This is a genomic window from Streptomyces ferrugineus (assembly GCF_015160855.1).
In the GTDB taxonomy this organism is placed as follows: Bacteria; Actinomycetota; Actinomycetes; order Streptomycetales; family Streptomycetaceae; genus Streptomyces; species Streptomyces ferrugineus.
On record NZ_CP063373.1, the window covers coordinates 9,856,879 to 9,872,607 of the forward strand.

At 70.2% G+C, this 15,729-nt stretch carries 18 protein-coding genes and 2 pseudogenes; 7 read left to right on the forward strand and 13 right to left on the reverse strand.

The features are described from left to right. Nucleotides 1–228 precede the first annotated feature (228 nt). The 10 genes from IM697_RS43940 to IM697_RS43985 all read right to left on the reverse strand — a co-directional run bounded on the left by IM697_RS43940 (nucleotide 229) and on the right by IM697_RS43985 (nucleotide 5,958). Nucleotides 229–672, reverse strand: coding sequence for a PIN domain-containing protein (locus tag IM697_RS43940; RefSeq protein WP_194043261.1), 444 nt, complete (start codon nucleotides 670–672; stop codon nucleotides 229–231). Then, complete coding sequence (locus IM697_RS43945) at nucleotides 669–935, reverse strand: ribbon-helix-helix domain-containing protein (protein ID WP_194043263.1); 267 nt, start codon at nucleotides 933–935, stop codon at nucleotides 669–671. Before IM697_RS43945 ends, IM697_RS43940 begins: the two co-directional genes overlap by 4 nt. A 47-nt stretch (nucleotides 936–982) precedes the next feature. After that, nucleotides 983–1,393 (reverse strand): type 2 periplasmic-binding domain-containing protein, encoded by a 411-nt coding sequence (locus IM697_RS43950; protein WP_228044425.1) that lies wholly within the window; start codon nucleotides 1,391–1,393, stop codon nucleotides 983–985. A gap of 203 nt (nucleotides 1,394–1,596) precedes the next feature. Beyond that, nucleotides 1,597–1,797 carry a hypothetical protein gene (locus IM697_RS43955; protein WP_194043265.1) on the reverse strand — a complete coding sequence of 67 codons (201 nt, stop codon included), beginning with the start codon at nucleotides 1,795–1,797 and terminating at the stop codon, nucleotides 1,597–1,599. 45 nt (nucleotides 1,798–1,842) lie between these two features. Next, nucleotides 1,843–2,262, reverse strand: a complete 420-nt coding sequence (locus tag IM697_RS43960; protein ID WP_194043267.1) for a nuclear transport factor 2 family protein — start codon at nucleotides 2,260–2,262, stop codon at nucleotides 1,843–1,845. A gap of 5 nt (nucleotides 2,263–2,267) precedes the next feature. Continuing rightward, nucleotides 2,268–3,074, reverse strand: coding sequence for an MBL fold metallo-hydrolase (locus IM697_RS43965; protein ID WP_194043269.1), 807 nt, complete (start codon nucleotides 3,072–3,074; stop codon nucleotides 2,268–2,270). Nucleotides 3,075–3,100: 26 nt separating this feature from the next. Continuing rightward, complete coding sequence (locus IM697_RS43970; protein WP_194043278.1) at nucleotides 3,101–3,727, reverse strand: DsbA family protein; 627 nt, start codon at nucleotides 3,725–3,727, stop codon at nucleotides 3,101–3,103. Nucleotides 3,728–3,895: 168 nt separating this feature from the next. After that, entirely contained in the window at nucleotides 3,896–4,426 is a 531-nt protein-coding gene (locus tag IM697_RS43975; RefSeq protein WP_407699592.1) for a MarR family winged helix-turn-helix transcriptional regulator, read from the reverse strand. A gap of 333 nt (nucleotides 4,427–4,759) precedes the next feature. Next, nucleotides 4,760–5,413, reverse strand: coding sequence for an NAD(P)-dependent oxidoreductase (locus IM697_RS43980; protein ID WP_194043280.1), 654 nt, complete (start codon nucleotides 5,411–5,413; stop codon nucleotides 4,760–4,762). Between the two features lie 41 nt (nucleotides 5,414–5,454). Then, nucleotides 5,455–5,958: an allene oxide cyclase barrel-like domain-containing protein gene (locus tag IM697_RS43985; RefSeq protein ID WP_194043282.1), complete on the reverse strand. Its 504-nt coding sequence runs from the start codon at nucleotides 5,956–5,958 to the stop codon at nucleotides 5,455–5,457. 118 nt (nucleotides 5,959–6,076) lie between these two features. Here IM697_RS43985 and IM697_RS43990 point away from each other — a divergent pair, with 118 nt between their 5' ends. Then, entirely contained in the window at nucleotides 6,077–6,514 is a 438-nt protein-coding gene (locus IM697_RS43990) for a MarR family winged helix-turn-helix transcriptional regulator (RefSeq protein WP_194043284.1), read from the forward strand. A 23-nt stretch (nucleotides 6,515–6,537) separates the two neighbouring features. Here IM697_RS43990 and IM697_RS43995 read toward each other — a convergent pair whose 3' ends face one another. Both IM697_RS43995 and IM697_RS44000 read right to left on the reverse strand, forming a co-directional pair. Further along, nucleotides 6,538–6,786 carry a hypothetical protein gene (locus tag IM697_RS43995; protein ID WP_194043286.1) on the reverse strand — a complete coding sequence of 83 codons (249 nt, stop codon included), beginning with the start codon at nucleotides 6,784–6,786 and terminating at the stop codon, nucleotides 6,538–6,540. Between the two features lie 28 nt (nucleotides 6,787–6,814). Further along, nucleotides 6,815–7,528: pseudogene (locus IM697_RS44000) on the reverse strand (aldo/keto reductase); the annotation flags it as partial. Between the two features lie 713 nt (nucleotides 7,529–8,241). Between IM697_RS44000 and IM697_RS44005 the strand changes: the two are divergent. The 6 genes and pseudogenes from IM697_RS44005 to IM697_RS44030 form a co-directional block, all read left to right on the forward strand. Next, a complete protein-coding gene (locus tag IM697_RS44005; protein ID WP_194043288.1) occupies nucleotides 8,242–8,907 on the forward strand; it encodes a (2Fe-2S)-binding protein in 666 nt (221 codons plus the stop codon). Nucleotides 8,908–8,919: 12 nt separating this feature from the next. Beyond that, nucleotides 8,920–9,900, forward strand: a complete 981-nt coding sequence (locus IM697_RS44010) for an FAD binding domain-containing protein (RefSeq protein ID WP_194043290.1) — start codon at nucleotides 8,920–8,922, stop codon at nucleotides 9,898–9,900. Beyond that, nucleotides 9,897–12,107 carry a xanthine dehydrogenase family protein molybdopterin-binding subunit gene (locus IM697_RS44015; protein ID WP_194043292.1) on the forward strand — a complete coding sequence of 737 codons (2,211 nt, stop codon included), beginning with the start codon at nucleotides 9,897–9,899 and terminating at the stop codon, nucleotides 12,105–12,107. The genes IM697_RS44010 and IM697_RS44015 overlap by 4 nt, the downstream gene beginning before the upstream one ends. A 143-nt stretch (nucleotides 12,108–12,250) precedes the next feature. Further along, the gene (locus IM697_RS44020) at nucleotides 12,251–13,405 is read left to right on the forward strand and encodes an XdhC family protein (RefSeq protein ID WP_194043294.1); all 1,155 of its coding nucleotides are present in this window, start codon (nucleotides 12,251–12,253) and stop codon (nucleotides 13,403–13,405) included. Nucleotides 13,406–13,478: 73 nt separating this feature from the next. Further along, a complete protein-coding gene (gene moaA / locus IM697_RS44025) occupies nucleotides 13,479–14,468 on the forward strand; it encodes a GTP 3',8-cyclase MoaA (protein WP_228044426.1) in 990 nt (329 codons plus the stop codon). Nucleotides 14,469–14,493: 25 nt separating this feature from the next. Further along, nucleotides 14,494–14,769: pseudogene (locus IM697_RS44030) on the forward strand (molybdenum cofactor biosynthesis protein MoaE); the annotation flags it as partial. A 7-nt stretch (nucleotides 14,770–14,776) separates the two neighbouring features. Here the strand turns inward: IM697_RS44030 and IM697_RS44035 are convergent. Next, entirely contained in the window at nucleotides 14,777–15,664 is an 888-nt protein-coding gene (locus IM697_RS44035) for a helix-turn-helix domain-containing protein (protein ID WP_194043298.1), read from the reverse strand. Nucleotides 15,665–15,729: the final 65 nt, after the last annotated feature.

Here is a 15,729-nt window from a genome sequence, read left to right on the forward strand (position 1 = left end):
GCTTCCCAAGCTGAGAGCGCGAGTTCGATTCTCGTCACCCGCTCCATGATGAAGCCCCAGGTCAGCGGCCTGGGGCTTGTTTGTTGGGGAGCTGCTGCCGCGCTTGCAGGTGCCCCTGTACGCCGAGATTGGGCATGCACCTTCACGCAGATGTCCCGCACGTACTTCGTCGTGGGCGGTGCACAAGCCCCTTGTGGGAGCGGGCGCTTGACCGCCGAGGGTCCTGCGTCAGAGCGGAAGGTCGTCGGGGAGTACCCGGAACGCCTTGTGGTGGCCCAGCGGCCGTACGGCCCGGAAGTCTCGTCGGTCGAGGGTGAGGATCGCGTCCGTGTCGTAGTCGGCGGCGAGTGCCACGTTCACCGCGTCAGCGAGGTCGAGGTCCAACGCGCGGTAGCGGACACGGACAGACTGGGCGGCGCCCAGGTGGTCCTCCGTGATCTCCGGCATGACGACACGACCCCGGCTCATCCAGCGCCGCAGGTCGTCGACCGCACTGAGGGCAGCCTCCCTGCCGAGCTCACGCGTGGCGACATGATCCAGTTCGGCCAGCAGAAGCGGGGACATGACCAGCAGGCCCGCCGCCATGATCGCCTCGTTCGCCGCCCGGTGTTCCGGATGAGCCGAGTCCAGGGCTGCCAGAAGGCCGGATGTATCGGCGATGACAATGATCACGCGGCGGATCCGGAACCCGAGCCGGTCTCACGCCGGACAGCCTCGGCGACCGTGTCGCGGACCTCCGACTTGGACAGCGTGCGCCCCGCCCCCTCGAAGGTGCGCGAGAACAGCGGCTCGTCCCAGACCCGGTTCGCCATGGCAGCGAGGTGGATGCCCTGGCGGATGATCTCGGCCTCGCTTATACCTCGGCGCTTGGCGGCCTCCTTGATGATGGCCAGGTCCTCGGGGTCGGCATAGACGTTGGTGCGCTTCATGGACATGTACCAAGAGTAGTCCATGTACCGGATTGATGTATCCGCGCGCTTCCTCATGTTCTGTTGGCGCGGTCCGGCGGACGGCCTCGCCCGCCGTCGACGTCCGATGACAGCCGGAGGCCGCCGCACATACGCATCCGCAACCACAGCTGTCCTGAATGCGAGACACGTGACGCGGAACCCTCCTCGACGGGCGCGTCGCCGCCGAGCTTGGTGGCCGTGACGTTGGAGATGGCGAAGAAGAACAGGCCGGTGTAGTGGCCGTCCTTGTCCTTGATCTGGTCGAAGACCTTGTCCCAGCCGACCGGCTTGTACTTCTGCAGCACTCCTTCCTTCTTCCAGCGCGGGAAGTCGTCGACGGTCTGGAGGTGGACGACGTCGGCAACCACGCGATGCTCGGCGATCTGGTTGCCGACGCGGGCGTCGTGGTTCTTGCTGAAGTCGACGACGATGTCGACCTTCATCTTGGGAAACTTCTTGACGAACGCGTCCTTACGGCGCGGAAGTCCCCGTCGGTCGAGGGTGATGGTGGGTGTGAGGGCGCACGGGAGAAGGTGCCGCGTGTCGGCCTCTCACGGTTTTCGCGGTGGTGCGGGGGTGCGGTACGGCCACCAGGTCTCCGGGTGAGCGTACGTCCGGAGGGCGTGGTTGATCGCGGCGGCGACGTTCATCGCACGACGACGGTCGGCCCCGGCTGCCCCCGTCGGCCGGACCAGGAAGACGCCGGGGAGCGATTGCGGCGACGTGCGGGCGCCGTTTCCTCCGCCGTGCCGGTCGCCGTCCCGGCGACGGTTTCGTCGCGCGGGCCGCTGACATCGGTGGCGGAGGTGTTGAGGAAGACGGTGCCGTCGCCGACGGTGGACCTCACCGTCTTCCCGGCTTGTGTGAGTTCGTCTGTGACGTGCTGCCCCGACTACGTCATGGCGTCGCGAACCTTGGCGGTGTCGACGAACTGCTCGAAGCGGACGATCAGGCCGCCGCGGACCACGAAATGGTGGGCGACGCGCACGTCGATCGGCTTGCCGGTGGCCTTGTTGGTCGCGGTGTAGCGGGCGAGGACGACGACGTTCTCCCCCTCGACGACATAGGTGTCGTCGTGCGCGGTCCAGTCGTCCCACTCCTTGCCCAGCTGCTTCATGACGTGGGAGGTGACCCCGTCGGGGGTGCGGTAGGTGCCGGCGAGAGGGAAGCCTGCCATCTCCTTCCACTCCACGTCCGGGGCGAGGGTGGCGCGCAGGGCCTCCAGGTCGCCGGCCGCGGAGGCCAGGTACTGGCGGCGGACCACGTCGGCCGGGGCCGTGGAGTTCGCGAAGTCGGTGTGTTCGTACGTCATGACGTTCAGCCCCACTTCATCTCGCCCTTGGCGACCTTCGCCCCGATCTGGGCGGCGATCAGCATGCCGTTGTCGGGGTATCGCTTGACGAGTGCCTCGGTCAGCGCGGCGCCGTCGGCCGCCTTGCCGAGCTCCTCCTCGAAGGCGACGAGGTAGTCGCGGGTGGCGGTGATGGCCGAGGCGTCGGCCGCCGTGCCGGGCAGGCGGTGGCCGGGAACGACCAGCTCCGGCCGCAGGGAGGCCATCTCGTCCAGCAGCTCGATCCAGACGGAGCGGTGCTCGGGGGTGGGGGTGTCGGCGACCCAGACGTGCTCCTGCTGGAAGAGCAGGACGCCGCCGAAGAGGGCGCGATGCTCGGCCTGCCACAGGTAGTGGCGGTCGGGCAGGCCGGCCGGGCCGCCCCTGAGCTCGAAGCGGTGGCCCTCCAGGGTGAGGCCGCCGGTCAGCGGGGTGAGATCGACCAGGCGGGTGGGCAGGTTCGGGCCGAGGGCCTCCCACGCCTTGAGCTTGCCCTCGTAGGAGTGCCGGATGTGCTCGATGACGATCGGCGTGGCGACGAAGGCGGCGTCGGGGAAGGCATCGGCGAGGACCTCGGCGCCGAAGTAGAAGTCCGGGTCCCCATGGCTGGCGAACACCGTGGTCAGCTTCTTGCCCGAGTCGAGGAGCTCGGCGGCCAGCCGGTGACCGTCGGCGCGGGTGAAGCCGGCGTCGACCAGCAGCGCCTCCTGCTCACCGGTGACGAGGGTGGCGGTCTTGTTCTTGCTGCCGGCCGGGAAGTCGAGGTCGAGGACCTTGAAGGTGAGGGTGCTCATGCGGGGCCTCCTGGAGGGGATGGAATTCAGTGGGTGCGGGTGGTGGTCAGGGCGGCCAGTCGCCGGTCGATCTCGTCGGCAGTGGCGTGGCCACGGGCCAGGGCGGCAACTCGGCCGACGGCGACGGCGAGCAGCGTGGGGAAGCCGGTGACACCCAGCTCGGCACAGCGGTGGAAGTCGTCCGCCGCCGCTTGGTGGGCCTCGAGCGCGTCGAAGGCGGCGACGACGGCGTCGGCGTCCAGACCGGCCTCCTCGGCCACCTTCCTGTAGGTCGCGGGGTCGGAGAGGCTGAGGCCGTCGACGTAGAAGGCCCGCTGGAGGGCGCCGGCCAGTTCCGCCGCGCGGTCGGGGGCGGCCCGGCGCAGGGCGACGACGCCGCGCGCGGCGGCCTCGGAGTCCATCACGAACGATCCGTCGGCGATCAGCCGCTCGTAGCCCTCACCGAACTCGGCGCCGGTCAGCTCGGCGATCTGGGCGTTGGCGCCCTGGACATAGCCGAACTCGCGGATCGGCACCCGGCGTGGCCCGGTGAACAGACCACCGGAGACCACCTCGACCGGCAGCGCGGGATGACGGGAGACGACCTCGCGCAGAGTTCCGGAGAACCCGTGCGACCAACCGCAGTAGGCGTCGAAGACGTAGACGAGCTTCATCGAAGATCCCAGCAAAGGTGTGGCGCCCGCCGAATGCGAGCGGTTCGTCTGAGGGAACAGTAACTGACTAGTCAGATATTTCCTTGTCGCTATGACGCAAGTCACATCGACAAACCCCCGCCGTCAGTGCATCAGTGAAGCCGCACGGCCGCAGCCCGGAGGGGCCGTTCAGGGCAGGCGGGGCAGCACGTCCCGTGCGGAATGGCTCAGGATCCGCAGGTCCTCGGCGAACCGCTCCCGGTCCTCGGGCGGCAGCGGCGCCAGGAAGTAGCGCCGGATGTTCTGCACGTGCACCCGGGAGGCCCGCACAGTGGTCTCCTCCCCCAACCGGGTCAGCCGTACCAGCCGCCCGCGCCTGTCACCGGGATCCTCGGCGCGCTCCACCAGCCCGGCCGCCTCCATACGGTCCACCAGGCGCGTCGCCCCGCCTGTGGTCAGCACCTGTTCCTGGGCGATGGCCCGCATCGACAGCCCGGGATCGCCCGCCCGCCCGAGGATGAGCAGCACCTCGAACATCAGATGGCTGATGCCGCACTCCAGCTCCAGCGACCGCCCGAGGATGTACTCCAGCCGGTTCGCCGCCCCCTGCAACCGCCCGAACGCCAGCACCAGCGCATTGTCCGCGGCCTCCTTGGGCGACGAGATCTCCGACGGCTCTTCCACGTTCCCCCCACCCGACTGGTCCTCCACACCATGCATCCACCGATCATGCCTCGTGCGGCCTTGGGTGCTCACCTTGCCGGAACGCGGGAAGGCCCGGATCTTGTCGTCGGATGCCGACGATGTCACGTCCTGCGTGGCCGGCCTGATCCAGCAGCGCCTGGGCACACACCTTGGCCCACACCTGCCGGGCGATTCCGCCGGATGCCGCCTCGTACCGAGCCGCCGCCGTGAGAACCAGGCCTGAATGGCCTGCCGCGCGGGGGACCCGGCCGAGCGAAAGCGGCGGGCGCTTCACATCGGCCTTGCTCGCGTCGCCTTGGCACCGCCGGCCGGCCTGATGCCGAAGCGGACGCCCTCGAGCGACGTCCGTCAGTACGCGACGGTGATGCGGCGGCGGATCGCCGTGCTCTTCTCGGCCTCGTCGACCAGGGCGACCGCGTAGTCCTCGGCACTGATGAAGCTGGTGCCGTCCTCCGCGATCAGCAGGTCGTCGCCGCCGAGGCGGAAGGTGCCGGTGCGCTCGCCGGGCGCGATCTCGTCGGCCGGGGAGACATACGTCCAGTCCAGGTCGTCGCCCACTTCGGCGCGCAGCAGGCGCAGCACCTCACGCTGGGCGAGGGACTCGGCCTTGTACATCGCGGGGAAGTCCGGGGTGTCGACCCGGTCCTGACCGGAGGCGGTCTTCAGACTGCCCGCCCCTCCGACCACCAGCAGGCGGTGTACGCCCGCGGTGCGCAGCCCCTCGACCAGGGACTTGTACGTCGCCAGCAGCGGGGCGGCCGGGTCGGAGCCGTCGCGGGGCGGGGAGACGGCGGAGATGACGGCGTCGTGTCCGGCAGCGGCCTGGGCGACCTTGCCCGGCGCGGTGGCGTCCAGGGCGAGGATGTTCAGCGCCTGGTGCTCCGGCAGCGCGTCCGCACGGCCCGAGCGGGTGGCGGCGGTGACCTCGTGGCCGCGGCCGAGCGCTTCCGCCGTGATGCGGGAGCCGATCATGCCGGTGGCGCCGATCAGGAGGATCTTCACAGGTGACTCCGTTCGTGCTCGCTTCGTACGCGTGGGTGTGGTCAGCGCTGGATCTCGAAGGTGACCTTCGCCCGCTCCACCGTCTCCTGCAGGACGCGCACCTCTCCGGAGGCGTTCTGGTACGTGCCGGTGCCGCCCGTGATGGCGAACCGCTCGTCGAAGACGGGTCCGGAGGCGGAGAGCTTCGCCGTGCCGGCGGTGGTGATCTTTCCGCCGGGCAGCTCGTAGACGAAGGTCAGCAGCTCGGCGGTGCGCGGCTTGGCGTCGGTGGAGACGCCCACGAAGCTGCTGGTGCCCAGCTTGCGGCCGTCGCGGCCGATGAGGTCACCGGTCCCGATCAGCTGGTCGCCGAGGGCGGAGTCGGCGGGGGCGACGTCGACCATGTTGAACGCGGTGCCCTTCTCGACGGCCTCGATGATGATCGTGCGGTGCCCGTGCGAGGCGGGGGCGGCGTCCGCGGAAGCGGGCGCCAGGGACAGGCCGAGGGTGAGGGCGCCGGCCGTGGCGGCGGCGACACCGAAGGCGGGGAGGGTGCGCTTGCGCATGATCGGGCTCCACATCTGGGGGCGGGAAAAGTATCTGCCGATGCAGACAATATATCTTCCTCGGCAGAGATTGCAACGGCAGCGTCTGCCGCTCTTGGCTTTCTGGCATCCTCGTGGGGTGAACGAGCAACTGCTGAATGACGACGACGTGACGCTCTACGGACTGCTCGTGGAAGCGTCCGCTCGCCTCAAGCCCCTCGTACACCGCGATCTGGGAGTTCCGGACACCTGGTTCGAGGTGCTGCTGCGGCTGGGCCGCACGCCCGGGCACCGGCTGCGCATGACGGACCTGGCGGAGGCCGTGTCCTTCAGCTCGGGCGGCTTCACCCGGCTCGCCGACCGCATGGCGAAGGAGGGGCTGATCCGCCGCGACCCCGACCCCGCCGACCGCCGAGCCGCACTCGCCGCGCTGACCGACAAGGGCGCCGAGGCGCTCGACCGCGCCCTGACCGCCCACGTCCGCCATCTGCGCAGCCACGTCACCGGACCGCTCTCGTCCGAGGACCGCCGCCACCTGGAGCGCATCCTGCGCACGCTCCGCGACGCCAACGAGTGAGTTCCGCCCGGACGCGCAACCCCTCAGCGCAGGATGGGCCCGGGTAACCAGTCACCTGCCCAGTCACCGAGCGGGTTCTTCTGCAGCGCACGCTCCGGCACCGACCGTGCACAGAGCAGGCCGGCATCGTCCGCCCGGATCGAGGACGTGCGCCCGCCCTTCGGATGGGTACCGGTCGACGACCGCGCACCGCGCGCGGGCACGTCCAGTAGATCCTCACCCAGCGGACAGCACCGCAACGCCGGAGCCGTCGACCGGGTGGTGGCCGACACGGCAAGACCGTGACTGCGCCCGACAGGCTCAGACGGCGTTGACGAGGGACTGATAGGCGCTGTCGGAGAGCCGGATCCGAGCGGCGCCGATGTTCTCCTCCACGTGGGCCACCGAGGACGTGCCGGGGATCGGCAGCAGCACCGGCGAGCGGCGCAGCAGCCAGGCCAGCGCGAGCTGGGACGGCGTCACCTCGTACTCCTTGGCAACGGCGTCGAGGGGGCCGCCCGGTCTGGCCAGCTGTCCGGTGGCGATGGGGAACCACGGGATGAACCCGATGCCGTTCGCCTCCGCGTATGTCAGCACGTCCTCGGACCTGCGCTCGGCGAGGTTGTACATGTTCTGCACCGACACGATCTCGGCGATCGCCCGGGCCTCCTCGAGTTCGGCCACGGAGACCTCCGACAGGCCGATGTGCCGGATCTTGCCGGCGTCCCGCAGCTCGGCCAGCGCGCCGAGCTGGTCGGCGAGTGGCACCTGCGGGTCGATCCGGTGCAGCTGGTAGAGGTCGATCCGCTCCAGGCCGAGATGATGCAGGCTCAGTTCGACCTGCTGGCGCAGGTACTCCGGGCGGCCCATCGGCAGCCACGCGCCGGGGCCCTGCCGGGTCAGGCCGCCCTTGGTGGCGATGACCAGGTCGTCCGCGTACGGGTGCAGTGCCTCGCGGACGAACTGCTCGGCGGTGAACGGGCCGTAGGAGTCGGCGGTGTCGATGAAGGTGACGCCCAGCTGTACTCGGGCACGGTCAGGACCGGGACCCCGACGGGCACCACGACCGACAGCTTCGAAGCACCGCCGTCGCCGGCACCGGCTTCCGCGGCCCGGACCGAACTCACCGTTCCCGAGGGCACTGCGCTGGCCCGGGTCGCGATCTGCTCGCCCGACTTCCTCGCCGGCAGCGACATCGACCTGTGGGTGTACGACGAGGACGGCAACCGGATCTCCTCCCCCACCGGCAGCAGCGACGAGTACCTCGACCTCGGCCTGGTCGGCTACGACGACGGCACCGAAACCGTCGGCACCACCCTCCTGACCGTCACTCCGTAGTTTCCCGTTCCGCCCCTCGATTCCGGACCACGGCGGCCGTACGCGAACCGTACGGCCGCCGTGTCGGCATGCCCGGCTGCCGGCGACGACGTCATGAAGACCACCGCCGACGGCCGGACCGCTCTGCCTGCTACTGCCAGACGTACCAACGGCAGTCGTAGCTACCGGAGTCGTCCCAAAACCGCTTGCTCGTTGTATCGCGCCGCATGCAGCACAGTGGATGCCATGCCACGCCGAAGGCCTGGTGAGGCGGCTGCCGACCGTGTTCGCCCCCCCGGTCGCCGCCATCCTCGCGGGCCGAGGGCTCGGCTCGTCCACCGCGGCGTGAACCGTCTCCCGCACTCACGCCGATTCGTGCACATGACGGTGGTCGGTACGCCATCCGTCTTCCGTCGACCAAGAGAGTGGGCATGTCCATCGAACCCCCCGAGACAACTGTTTCTCCCTCCGAGAGTTTTCCCGAGGGATCTCCCGAGGGATCCGCGTCCGCACCGTCCCGGCGCACGTTCATCGCGACCACGGCCGTCGGCGGTGCCGTCGTGGCGGGTGGCCTGATAGGCGGGCCGTCCGTGTTCGGCGCCGAACCCGCGGACGCCGCCACCCAGGCGCCGCCCAGCAGCCGCGTCTCCGTGACCGTCAACGGTCAGAGGCACACCGTCACGGTCGACAACCGGACCTCGCTGCTGGACCTGCTGCGCGAGCACCTGAACCTGACCGGCTCGAAGAAGGGCTGCAACGCCGGTGCCTGCGGGGCCTGCACCGTCCTGGTCGACGGACAGCGGGTCAACTCCTGCCTGACGCTGGCCATCCGGCTGGACGGCGCCGAGGTCACCACCATCGAGGGCCTGGCCAAGGGCGAGCGGCTGCACCCGCTGCAGCAGGCGTTCATCGACCAGGACGCCTTCCAGTGCGGCTACTGCACCTCCGGCCAGATCATGTCCGGCGTCGGCTGCATCGACGAGGGGCACACCGGCTCACCGGAGGAGATCCGGGAGTTCATGAGCGGCAACCTGTGCCGCTGCGGCTGCTACGTGAAGATCGTGCGCGCGGTCGAGCAGACCGCGCACGGGAAATGAGACAAGGTCCCCATGCATCCCTTTGCCTACACCAAGGCTGCCAATACTCGGCAGGCCCTTGACGCGGGCCGTGACGGCGGCCGTTACATCGCCGGCGGCACCACACTGGTCGACCTGATGCGCGAGACCGTCGAACAACCTCGCACGCTGGTCGACATCAGCGGCCTGCCGCTGCGTGAGATCACGGTCACCCGGCGCGGGGGCCTGCGGATCGGCGCGCTGGTACGGATGGCCGATGTCGCCGCCCACCGGGGAGTGCGCGCCCTGTATCCGGTCATCTCCGAGGCCCTGGAGCTGAGCGCGTCCGCCCAGCTGCGCAACATGGCGACCATCGGCGGCAACATCATGCAGCGCACCCGCTGCACGTACTTCCGCGATGTGACCGCCGACTGCAACAAGCGTGAGCCCGGCTCCGGTTGCGCGGCCCGCGACGGTGTCAACCGCACCCACGCGATCCTCGGCACGTCCGACGAGTGCGTGGCCACCCATCCCTCCGACGTCGCCGTGGCGTTCACGGCGCTGGAGGCGATCGTGCACCTGCTGGGGCCGGACGGGGAGCGGTCCGTGCCCTTCGCCGACTTCCTGCTCCAGCCGGGCAGCACCCCGCAACGCGAACAGGCTCTGCGCCAGGGCGAGTTGATCACCGCTGTCGAGCTTCCGGCCCTTCCGCGGCCGCTGAAGTCGGGCTATCTGAAGGTGCGCGACCGGCAGTCCTATGAGTTCGCGCTGACCTCGGCGGCGGTCGCGCTGCACATCCGGGGTGGGGTGATCCGGGAGGCGAGGGTGGCCGCCGGGGGTGTGGGCACCGTGCCGTGGAAGCTGCCCGCCGTCGAGCAGGAGCTGATCGGGCGGCGCCCGTCCGAGACCTTGTGGACCACGGCCGCCGAGCGGGCTGCGGACGGGGCCCGGCCCCTCCAGCACAACCGTTTCAAAGTCGAGTTGCTCAAACGGACCGTCGAGCGCCAACTGCGCGTCGTTGGAGGTGGCAAGTGAGCCCGCAGCCGCAGGCAGCCGTCGGAGCGCCGCTGTCCCGGGTGGACGGACGGCTGAAGGTGACCGGCCAGGCCAAGTACGCCGCCGAGCACGACATCGACGGAGTCGTCCACGCCGTCGTCGTCGACAGCAGTATCAGCCGCGGCCGTATCACCGGCATGGACACCCGCGACGCCGAAGCCCAGCGCGGCGTGCTGAAGGTCATCAGCCACCGCAACGCGCCCGAGCTGGCCTACCGCGAGTTCCCCTTCATCCCCTTCCCGGGCGAGCGGATACACATCTTCCAGGACGACCGTGTCCGGTTCTTCGGCCAGCCGGTCGCGGTCGTGGTGGCCACCACGCTGGAGGCCGCAGAGCACGCCGCGAGCCTGGTCAAAGTCACCTACGACGCCGAGAAGGCCTCGACCGACCTGGACGACGCCCCGGCCGAAGCCGGACCTCTGCCCTTCGCGCAGCCCTACTCGCGGGGTGACGCCGATAAAGCACTGGATTCCGCGGACGTCCGGATGGAGATGACCTACCGTCTCTCCCGCAATCACCACAATCCGATGGAGCTGCACGCCACCATCGCCCGCTGGGACGGCGACAAGCTCACCCTGTGGGACAAGACCCAGCACGTGATCGGCGTACGGGACGAGCTCGCGTCCGTGTTCGGTATTCCACCGGAGGACGTGCGTGTCCTGACGCCGTTCATCGGCGGCGCCTTCGGCAACGGGCTGCGGCGGTGGCCGAACGTCACTATCGCCGCGCTCGCCGCACGTGAGGTGAAACGCCCGGTCAAACTCGTCCTGACCCGCCGGCAGATGTACTTCAGCGTGGGGTTCCGGCCCGCGTACGAGTACAAGCTGCGGCTGGGCAGCAGCCGGCGCGGGCGGCTGACCGCGATGACCCACGACTTCAAGTACGAGACCTCCAGCTACGAGCGGTTCTGGGAGGCCAACCTGGCGCTGGGGCAGATGCTCTACGCCGTGCCGAACGTCAGCCAGACGCCCCAGATCGTGCCGCTGGATGTCGTCACCCCGATCTGGATGCGCGGCCCCGGCTACTCCACGGCCAGCTTCGCCATGGAGACGGCGATGGACGAACTCGCCTACGAACTGCGCATGGACCCGATCGAGCTGCGGCTGCGCAACGAACCCGACGAAGACCTGTCGAGCGGACACCCCTTCTCCACCCGGCGGCTGCGCGAGTGCTTCCGCGTCGGCGCCGGCAAGTTCGGCTGGCACCGGCGCAACCCCAAGCCCCGCACCACCCACGACGGCGACTGGCTGATCGGCACCGGCGTGGCCACCGGCTGCTACGACGTCTTCCAGAGCGAGGCCCATGCCCACGCCAGGCTCGATGCCGACGGCACCGTGGTGGTCCAGTCCGCGACCCATGACGTGGGCACGGGCACGTACACCTCCATGAGCCAGGTCGCCGCCGACGCCCTCGGCCTGGCGATGCGCCACGTCACCTTCCGGCTCGGCGACTCCAGGATGCCGCCGGCCCCGCCGCAGGGCGCCTCGCAGACCATGGCCAGCGTGGGAACCGCCGTCCAGAACACCTGCGACAAGCTGCGCCAGCAGGCCATCAAGCTCGCGGTCGAGGACGAGCGCTCACCGCTGCACGGCGTCAACGCCGACGATGTCGTGGTCCGCGGCGGCCGGATGCATGCGAAGGGCAGCCCCGCGCGGGGGGAGACCTACCGCCAGCTCCTCGCCCGCAACAACCGCACCCACCTGGAGGCGAGCGGATCCTACTCCCCGGTGCCGGAGCAGGACAGGCGGTTCTCGATGTACGGCTACAGCGCGGTGTTCGCCGAGGTCGCCGTCGACGCCCGCCTTGGGCTGGTCCGGGTACGGCGGATGCTCAGCGTCTACGACGCGGGCCGGATCATCAGCCCCAAGCTCGCCGACAGCCAGGCCCTGGGCGGAATGATCCAGGGCATTGGCCAGGCCCTGCTGGAGCACACGGTCACCGACCACCGCGACGGCCGGATCACCAACGCCAACTTCGCCGACTACCTCGTGCCGACCCATGCCGACATCCCCGACCTGAAGGCCATCTACCTCGACGGAGAGGACTACAAGGCCGACCCCATCGGCGTGAAGAGCCTGGGCGAGCTCGTAATGGTCGGCGTGGCACCCGCCATCGCCAACGCGGTCTTCCACGCCACCGGCCGCCGCGTCCGCGAACTGCCCATCACCGCCGAAGCCCTCCTCTGAAGCCCGGACGGTTCCCAGGGCCCCTCCCGCCACCCGGCCGGGGCCCTTGGAACCGTCCCACTGATCGGCCCGCCGCCGCGCCCCTATCCCCCCATGCCGGCGCGGCGGCGGGCTTCCCCACCACTCACCGAAGGACACCTCTCATGCTGAACATCGCGGACACGCTGTACCGCTGGTGCCGCGAGGACCGCCCCTTCGCCCTGGCCACCGTCATCCAGGTCCGCGGCAGCGCACCCCTGCCACCCGGCACCGCACTCGCTGTCGACACCGACGGCAACGTGGCCGGCAGCATCTCCGGAGGCTGCGTGGAAGGCGCCGTCTACGAACTGTGCGGGCAGGTGCTGAAGACGGGCGAGCCCCCGATACGGGCCTCGTTCGGCTACTCCGACGACGACGCGTTCGCCGTCGGCCTGACCTGCGGCGGCGAACTGGAGGTCCTGGTCCAGCGGATCGACCCCGCGGACCAGCCCCACCTCACCACCACCCTGGAACAGATGTCGGCCGGTCTGCCCGTCGCCGTCGCCCAGGTGATCGACGGGCCGCAGCGTCTTCTCGGCCGCACCCTGTCCGTCTTCGGGGGCGGCAGTGCGTACGACGGGACACTGGGCGGCCGTCAGGAGGACCGGGCGGTGGCCACCCAGGTGCGCGCGCTGCTGCGAGCGGGCCGGACCGCCCGCGTCGAGATCGGCGGCGACGCCGACACCTGCCCGCAGAAGCTGACGCTCCTGGTCCACACCCAGGCCCCGCCACCCCGCATGCTGATCTTCGGCGCCGTCGACTTCGCCGCCGCCCTCAGCCAGGCCGGACGGCTCCTCGGCTACCGGGTCACCGTCTGCGACGCCCGCCCCGTGTTCGCCACCCCGGAGCGCTTCCCGCACGCCGACGAAGTCGTCGTCGACTGGCCCCACCGCTACCTGGAGCACGCCGAGGTCGACGCCCGTACCGCGATCTGCGTCCTCACCCACGACGCCAAGTTCGACATCCCCCTCCTGCGTCTGGCGCTCGGCCTCCCGGTCGGCTACATCGGCGCGATGGGCTCCCGCCGCACCCACGAACACCGCCTGGAACGTCTGCGGAAGACCGGCGTGCCCGAAGAGCACCTCGCGCTCCTGCACTCGCCGATCGGACTGGACCTCGGCGCCCACACCCCCGAAGAGACGGCGATCTCCATCACCGCCGAGATCATCGCCCACCTCAACAACGGCACCGGCCTGCCCCTGTCCCGCGTTCCCGGCCCCATCCACGGTTCCGCCCCGGTGGCCCGGACGTCGTCACCCGCCGCGCTCGTGGCCGTATGACAGCGCGCTCCGAGTCGCCGCGCGCTCGCTGACGATCCACAAGAATCCGATACGCGTTGAGGAGAGGCCCCACGTGCTCATCGACACCCACGGCCGGGTGGCCACCGATCTCAGGGTCTCACTGACCGATCGCTGCAATCTGCGCTGCACGTACTGCATGCCCGAGGAGGGCCTGCGGTGGCTGGCCAAGCCCGACCTGCTCACCGACGACGAGATCGTCCGCCTCGTCGGCATCGCGGTCGGTGCCCTCGGCGTCACCGAGGTCCGTTTCACCGGCGGCGAGCCGCTGCTGCGCCCCGGCCTGGTCGGCATCGTGGAGCGGGTCGCCGCCCTCGACCCGCGCCCCCGGATGTCCCTCACCACCAACGGCATCGGACTGAAGCACACGGCAACGGCCCTGAAGGCAGCGGGCCTGGACCGGGTCAACGTCTCCCTGGACACCCTTCGCCCGGAGGTCTTCAGGACCTTGACCCGCCGGGACCGCCATCAGGACGTCCTCGACGGCATCGCAGCCGCCCGCGCCGCCGGACTGACCCCCGTGAAGGTCAACTCCGTCCTGATGCCCGGGCTCAACGAGGACGAGGCCCCCGATCTCCTCGCCTGGGCGGTGCGGCACGAGTACGAGCTGCGCTTCATCGAGCAGATGCCCCTGGACGCCCAGCACGGCTGGAAGCGCGAGGACATGATCACGGCCGGCGACATACTGGCCGCACTGCGCACCCGCTTCGACCTCACCCCCGAGGACGACGAGGAGCGCGGCTCCGCCCCGGCCGAGCGGTGGCTCGTGAACGGCGGCCCGCACCGCGTTGGTGTGATCGCATCCCTCACCCGCCCCTTCTGCGCGGCCTGCGACCGCACCCGCCTCACGGCCGACGGCCAGATACGCGCCTGTCTGTTCGCCCGCGAGGAGACCGACCTGCGTGCCGCGCTCCGCTCGGGCGCCCCGGACGAGGAGATCGCCCGGATCTGGCGTGAGGCGATGTGGGGCAAGAAGGCGGGTTCGGGCCTCGACGATCCCTCGTTCGTACGGCCGGAAAGGCCGATGTCGGCGATCGGGGGCTGACCGAGTGGCAGAGAGGCATCGCGGCATGGCAGCCGACCGAGCCCGCGAGCACCCCGGCGAGCAGGCGCACCCGCGGCCGATCAGGCTGATCGCGATACGGCGGACACCGCTCTCACTCGACGAGGTCTTCCAAGCCGTCGGCGAGGAGGCGGCGGGCGGGATCGCGCTGTTCGTCGGCACGGTGCGCAACCATGACGCGGGCGCGGACGTGGGCGGCTTGGGGTATTCGTGCCACCCGACGGCGGAGGCCGAGATGCGGCGGATCGCGGAGAGGGCCGTGGCGAACCACCCGGTGCGTGCCGCCGTCGTCAGCGCAGCGGCTCCGTCTCCCAACTGGCCAGCATCCGCAGGGCTTCCTCCGAGCGGGAGCCCGGCTCGGCGTGGTAAGTGACCATGCGCATGGGGGCGCCCCCGGGCAGCGCCATGGGTACGTGGACGAGGTCGAACTCTCCCACCAGCGGGTGCCGCATCCGCACGGACTCGCCGACGCTCCCGCAGCTCACCTCGTGCCGTGCCCAGAACCGCCGGAACTCCTCACTCTTCTGCGACAACTCCTCGATCAAGGCAGACAGATAGAGATCCCCGGGGCTTTTCCCGGCGTTCATGCGCAGAGCGCCGGCGATGCTCAGCGCCGTGCGGTCGGGGTCGGCGAACCGGTCGCGTGCCTCGGGCGAGAGGAAGATCAGCCGGGCCAGGTTGCGCTCCTCGAGCGGCAGTCGGCCCCAGTCCCCGAAGACGACGGAGGCGAGCCGGTTCCACCCCAGGATGTCCAGGCGCCGGCTGACGACGTAGGCGGGCACGCCGAGCGTGTCTAGCAGGTGCCGGACACTGGGCCGCAGTCGCTGCGGCGGCGGCACGGCCTGCGTCGCACTCTGCCGGTCGGGCTCGGCCAGCCGGATCAGATGCTCGCGCTCCTCCTCGTTCAAGTGAAGGGCACGAGCGACGGCGTCCAGCACCTCGGCCGACATGGTCTCGCCGTATCCCTGCTCCAGGCGCGCGTAGTACGCGTACGACACCCCCGCCAGCTGTGCCAGCTCCTCGCGCCGCAGCCCGGGAACCCGCCGCCGCCCGTGCGAGAGCAGGCCAACGTCCTCCGGCCTGATCCGGGCCCTGCGAGAACGCAGGAACTCCCTCAGCTCGGTACGCCGGTCGAGTCCGGACGTCGCTTGGTCACCGGGCGCCACATATGAAGACATCTCTGTCCTCCAGTTTCCGACCTGCCTCGCTGATGTGGGGCAGCCTACGCGGTCCACTGCCGGAG

Coding starts and splice junctions, on each gene's coding strand:
- IM697_RS43945 (WP_194043263.1), bottom strand. CDS start 935: ATGTCCATGAAGCGCACCAACGTCTATGCCGACCCCGAGGACCTGGCC.
- IM697_RS43950 (WP_228044425.1), bottom strand. CDS start 1,393: ATGAAGGTCGACATCGTCGTCGACTTCAGCAAGAACCACGACGCCCGC.
- IM697_RS43960 (WP_194043267.1), bottom strand. CDS start 2,262: ATGACGTACGAACACACCGACTTCGCGAACTCCACGGCCCCGGCCGAC.
- IM697_RS43965 (WP_194043269.1), bottom strand. CDS start 3,074: ATGAGCACCCTCACCTTCAAGGTCCTCGACCTCGACTTCCCGGCCGGC.
- IM697_RS43970 (WP_194043278.1), bottom strand. CDS start 3,727: ATGAAGCTCGTCTACGTCTTCGACGCCTACTGCGGTTGGTCGCACGGG.
- IM697_RS43975 (WP_407699592.1), bottom strand. CDS start 4,426: ATGCATGGTGTGGAGGACCAGTCGGGTGGGGGGAACGTGGAAGAGCCG.
- IM697_RS43985 (WP_194043282.1), bottom strand. CDS start 5,958: ATGCGCAAGCGCACCCTCCCCGCCTTCGGTGTCGCCGCCGCCACGGCC.
- IM697_RS44005 (WP_194043288.1), top strand. CDS start 8,242: ATGTCCATCGAACCCCCCGAGACAACTGTTTCTCCCTCCGAGAGTTTT.
- IM697_RS44010 (WP_194043290.1), top strand. CDS start 8,920: ATGCATCCCTTTGCCTACACCAAGGCTGCCAATACTCGGCAGGCCCTT.
- IM697_RS44020 (WP_194043294.1), top strand. CDS start 12,251: ATGCTGAACATCGCGGACACGCTGTACCGCTGGTGCCGCGAGGACCGC.
- IM697_RS44035 (WP_194043298.1), bottom strand. CDS start 15,664: ATGTCTTCATATGTGGCGCCCGGTGACCAAGCGACGTCCGGACTCGAC.